The organism is Bradyrhizobium sp. P2_E8, from assembly GCF_056403875.1.
This window is the reverse complement of record NZ_JBFUES010000491.1, coordinates 1-5,501: the sequence shown is the minus strand read 5'-3', so window position 1 is coordinate 5,501 and position 5,501 is coordinate 1. Positions and strand designations below refer to the sequence as shown.

At 65.9% G+C, this 5,501-nt stretch carries 1 protein-coding gene; it reads right to left on the bottom strand.

All coding sequences use genetic code 11. The annotated features are described in order from the left end of the window. On the bottom strand, window positions 1-5,501 hold a 5,501-nt coding region (locus AC1D00_RS24475), incomplete at both ends, for a beta strand repeat-containing protein (RefSeq protein WP_477012420.1).

Genomic DNA, 5,501 nt, shown 5'->3' with positions numbered 1-5,501 from the left:
GGCGTGGTCGAGGCCCAGTTCGTGCTCGCGTTCGTGTTCGCGGTCCTCGGCGTGATCACGTCGTTCTGGATATTGACGACCTGGAAGTAGGCCGAGCACCTGTCGCAATTGAACGGCGAGTAGTACGTGTCCGTGTGGGTCGAGGTCGAACCGTCGGAGTGTGTTGTAACGGTGTCGTGGGTCGTGTTGCTGAAAACGCCCTGGCCGGCATAGGTATTGCGCTCCCACGGCGCGGTCGAAATCGGCTGGACCGTCGGGCCTTCCATCGCCGCAAGCGTGGCGGTGCTGCCCACGCTGCCGCCGCCTCCGTTGGGCGAGCCGTTGCCCATCGGCAGGAAGATCGCCGAATAGAGCGACAGGCCGTCGTAATAGGTCATCAGCATGCGCGCGGTGAAGACCGTGCTGTTGGCGGCCGTCTGCTGGACGCCACTATGGCCGTCGACGCAGCAGTAATAGAAATACGGGTGATTGCCGCCGTCGCCGATGTGCGGGCTGTACGCGTAGGCGCCATAGGCGCCGAGATAGGTCGCCGCCGCCATCACCGCCGTCAGTGTGTCGTTATCGGCCGGCTTGTATTCGACACCGGYCCATTGCGAGGTGACGTCGTGGTTGGAGCTGTAGAAGCTGCCGACGCCGCCGAGGAAGATGAACGAGCCGTTGGGCGCCACCATCTGGATGGTCGCGGCGTTGAGCGACTGCGACGCGACGACGCTGCCGAGCTGGCTGGTGATCTTGAGCAGGCCGTTCTCGTTGGTGACGATGCCGTCGAAATAAATGTCGGGCTTGCGCGTCAGCTGGTTGCCGTTGCCGTCGACCCCGAGCCCGGTGCTGGGATCGACGCGGTTGTAGGTAGCCGAGATGTCGATGATCGGCGTCGCGCTCGGCGTGGCGGTGAAGGTCACGTTGGAATGCGAGTCGGGGTCGACATGGTCGATCTGGCGGTAGGTGATGTTTCCGCCGGTCACATTGGTAACCGTGAGGTTCGCGAAATCCATGAAGTCGAGGCCGCGGTTCTCGACCCTGATCGTCGGCGAACTCTGCGCAGTGACCGATGGCGCCGTGTGACCGGAGAGGCTGTTTCCGCTCAGCTTCTGCGCCAGAATCGAGACATTGCCGGCGGACACCAGGATGTCGCCGAACGCGAAGGCGTTGCCGGCGGCGTCGGAAGTATAGGGCGCCTGCTGGATCAGGGCGTTGATCTGGCGCTGCACGTCGCCCGTCGGATCGGCGCCGGACGGCGCCATCGTGGCGGGATGTGTCGACGTCGACGTCGCGAGCTGGGTCCGGATCTGCGTCGCGGTCTGGCCGGTCAGCGTGACGAGCTGGTTGACGATGTTCTGATAAGGATTGAAGCCCCCGACGATGGTGTACTGGATCGTCTGGTGGTTCCAGCTCTTCACCGGGCTGAAATGATCGACGTCGGCGACGTATTCGAGGGTGGGCGGCGACGACAAGTCGGGCTTGAGCGGCGAGTAAGGACTCGTCGTACTCAACGTCGGCGCACCTGCACCAAGATCGATCGTGATGGTCACGTCGTTGTTGATGCCCGCGACCACGAGGCCATTGAGCGCGACATCGCCCGTTCCGCTGGTATGGCTGTGGTTGTCGCTGTTCTTGGCGCTGAAGATGTCCAGATACGGATTGTAATTGCTGCCGTTGCCGGACGCGGTGACCTGCCCTTGCGTTGCGCCAAGGTAGATGTCCCGTACGCCGAGCACACGCGAGCTGTCGGCAAGCGTGAGGCTTGAGTCGTTCGCGGCATTGGCCGTGCCGCGGTACAGCGTGGAGATCGGAATGGCGGTGTTGTTGTAGACCACCGTCGTCGCGGTCGCCTGCACGCTGCTGAAGGTGATGGTATCGCCGGACATGCCGGCATAGATGTTGATGTCGCGCCAGGCCTCGATTGTCGTGCTGCTGCCCACATTGACGGCCTGGTTGGCGTGGACCCATGTGTTGGTGCTGGYGCCGACGCCGGCGATCGCGCCGTAGAGACTGGCGTTGGCGTTGTTGGACGCCGACATCGTCGCTGCCGTGCCGACGAAGATCTTGCCGACGCTGAACAATTCGCGGGCATTGATATTGACCGCGAGCGTGGCGTTCGCCGTCATGTTGGACTCGGCGCCACCGCCGGCGAAGAAACTGGCCGTGGCCAGGCTCGCCGTGTCCTGGGTGTTCAGTGTGTTGTAGGCCTCGATATCGATCACCCCGGTCGCCGTCCGCGGATCTCCGTTGAGGCTCAGGATCGTTCCGGCGCCGATATTGGTGGTGACGTACTGGGTCACATGAGAGTCGCTCAGCGCTGCAGCACCCGAGAACGAACCGCCGGAGCCCGAGCGTGCGCCGCCACCGGCCTGGTTGACGTTGTCTTTGGAGATGACGACGATGTTGCCGCCATCCGTGTTGATGATCAGGTGCGTGCCGATCTCGGCCGTGGTGGTCGAGGTGACATCATTCTGCGCCTTGCCGGCGGAGACGCCGGCCGTGGACGCCTGATAGGCATCACCGCTGGCCGCATAATTGGTGGTGTGCGTGGCCTTGACGCTGAGGCCGCCGAAATAGAGCGTGTCATCCGCGGTGCCGCCGTCGAACCGCGCGTTGGTCACGGCGGTCGAGTTGGTGGTGGCGACCGCCGCCGCGCCGGCATAGGTGCCGCCCGCGCCGACCTTCGCGTTGGAGACATTGGTATCGGTGCCGGTCGCCGTGATCCGGAGGATCCCCGTATAGCTTCCGTGGTTCAGGGTAGCCATGTCCGCGGGCGCGCCGAGATAGGCGTAGGTGTGCGCGCTAGACGACGTCTGCGCGACGGTGGCACCGAGCGCCAGGAAGCCGGTCGAAAGGCCGGTTCCCTCGGCGTATTGGGCGCTGTCGTTCTCGGCCGCGATGGTCACGTTGGCATTGGGAAGCCTGATCCCCGTTCCGCCGTACGCGTTGACCGTGGCGTTCTCGGACGCCTGGGCCAGGCTGCCCTGCGCGCCGATCAGCGAGCCGCCGCCACCGGCGAGCGCCTTGGCCCAAGTCGTGGTGCCGCCGGTCGGAACCAGCGCCATGGCGGTCACGGCGAGCGCACCGCCGGAGAAGCTGGCGTTGTCGCCGACATCGGCCGTTACGGTGGCGCCGACCGTGGACTTGGCGATGGCGACGCCGACGGCACCGCCGCCGACCGAAACGCCGATCGCCTCGCTCGACAGATTGGGCGTGATCGACGCCGACACCAGCGTGCCGACGCCGGTCGCGGACGTCGAGATCGAGGCGCTGCTGCCGATCTCCGCCAGCACGGACGAGTTCTCGTGGGCCTCCGCATCCGCACCGACGCCCGCGACGATGCCACCGCCGAGCGCGGTAGCGGTCGTTGACAAGGTGCCGGCGCCGGATGCGCCGACCGCCAGAGTCGAGACGTTGACGGTGGCGCCGTTCAGAACCCTCGCAGCGACCGAGCTAGTTCGGCTTGCCGTTGCGACCGAAGCGCCGACAGCGACTGCGCCGCCGGTGACGCCGCCGGTGAAGACCACCTGGGTCGTCGAATCCAGCGCCATGACCGCAGCGCCCGTGCCGGTGCCGCCCGTTCCGGTGATCTGGCCGCCAAGCATCGCCACCACGGAGTTGCTGACATTGCCGACCGCGACAGCCGCATCGGCGCCGAAGTAAAGCGCCGCACCGCCGGCGATCGCCTCGGTGTCGATGGTCTTGCCGGCATAAGGTCCGGTGGTCGCGTCCTTGACGACCGCCGCAACGGTGACAACCGGTGCCGAGACGGCCAAAGGCGTATCTGCGGCCACCAGCGCGCCGGAGCCGTTGCGTCCGTAGTCACTCAAATTGGCGAGCACGGTGCTGTTGACGCTGGTGTAGCCAATGCCGGCCCCGATGCCGACATTCTTGGCAAAGCCGGCGCCGAGCAGATACATCTTGGCTGCGTTGGCGCTGGTGGCGGCGACATTGACCTGCGTGCCCGTGACATTGCCGCCCGCGATCTGCGCGACGACGGCGTCGTTGCCGCCGCTCAGCACGCTGCCGACGTCGTAGGTCGAGCTGACGTTGGCGCTGTTCGGATTGCCGGCCGTGCCGCTGGCGACTGCGTTGCTGCCATGCGAGTTGTTGGTGCCGTTGTTCACCGACGCGATGGTGCCGTTGTTGCCCTGATTGAGCTGGCCGGTCTGCTGGCCCTGGGTGTCGGCATCGGCGGTGTTGGTGCCGATGATGATGACGCCGACGGTCGCGCCGATGCCGACGCTGCCACCGATGCCGGCCGTCACTGCGTAGGACTGCACTTCCTTGGTGCTGAGCGCGCTGACGTTGATCGCACCGGACGAGTTCAGATTGCTGTTCCAGCTCTCGGCAACGGTCCGGCTCTTGAACACGATGACGTTGGCCGCAGCGCCGACGCCGACGCCGGCCCCGCTGGCGCCGACCGCGAGTGCGCCGGCGATCTCCTTGATCGCCACGTCCTCGGTCGCATTGATGGTGACCGCGCCGGCTGCGCCGCCCGTCTGCGACTGCAGCGTGGTGTCGTAAACGCCGGCGATGGTGGTGTTGTTGGCGATCTCGATGTTCGCCATGCCCGCGATCGCGGCCGTCCCCGTCGAGAGCGCGCCGCCGATGGCATAGGCCTCGAAGCGGTTCTTGGTGTAGGCCTCGACGTCGAGCGCGCCGCTCAAATTGAGCGCGGTCGTGTGTGCTGCGCCATTGCCCTGATAATGGAATTCGTCGCCGACATAGGCCTCGGTCCGGTTCGAGGAGACCTGGACCAGGAACGCCGCGCCGATCGCGGCCTGGCTGCCATAGGCGCCGGAGCCGTTCGCGGAGAAGATGCCGGTGTTGTTGGTGGCGTTCACCGTCAGTGACGAGGCCGTCAGCGCGCCGCCGTCGACATAGGCTTCCGTCGTCGCCTGGAAGACGTTCAGCCCGACCGAGCCGGTGTTGAACCCGATCGCGATCGAGGATGCATCCTGCTCGGCATTGGCCTTCACGGTGACGGCGCCGACCGTCGCGCTCGACGACTGCACGCCGCCGACCGTGGCATTGGTGATATAGGCGAACGTACCGCGCTGCATCGTCGTGCTGATGATGGTGGCGCCGCCGCCGCCGTTGCCGGTCGGAGCCACGATGCCGGCACCGAACGCGCCCGAATAGGAGAAGCTGGATGCGGCGACCTCGATCTGCGGCTTCAGCGTCGAAGAGGTCAGGCGCGTGTCGAGGGCCGCGCTGTCGATATAGGCGCTCGTCACCCCGCTCATCACGTTGGTGATCGGGTTGATCATGATGGAAATGCCGCTGCTCGCAGCGACCGACGCGACGTTGGTCACGACCGCCTGGTGCGAGCTCGCGACGACGGCAAGGCCGCGCACGGTGTCCTGGTTTTCGGTGAGGTCCGGCGTGGTGTCGGTCGGCGCATGCGCGGTGCCGAGATCGAAGGCATGCACCAGCGAGCCGTTGTTGACCGACAGCGTATCGGTGCTGCTGGTCCCGAGCGCGTCGACCTTGGTGTTCGCGCCGCTGATATAGGC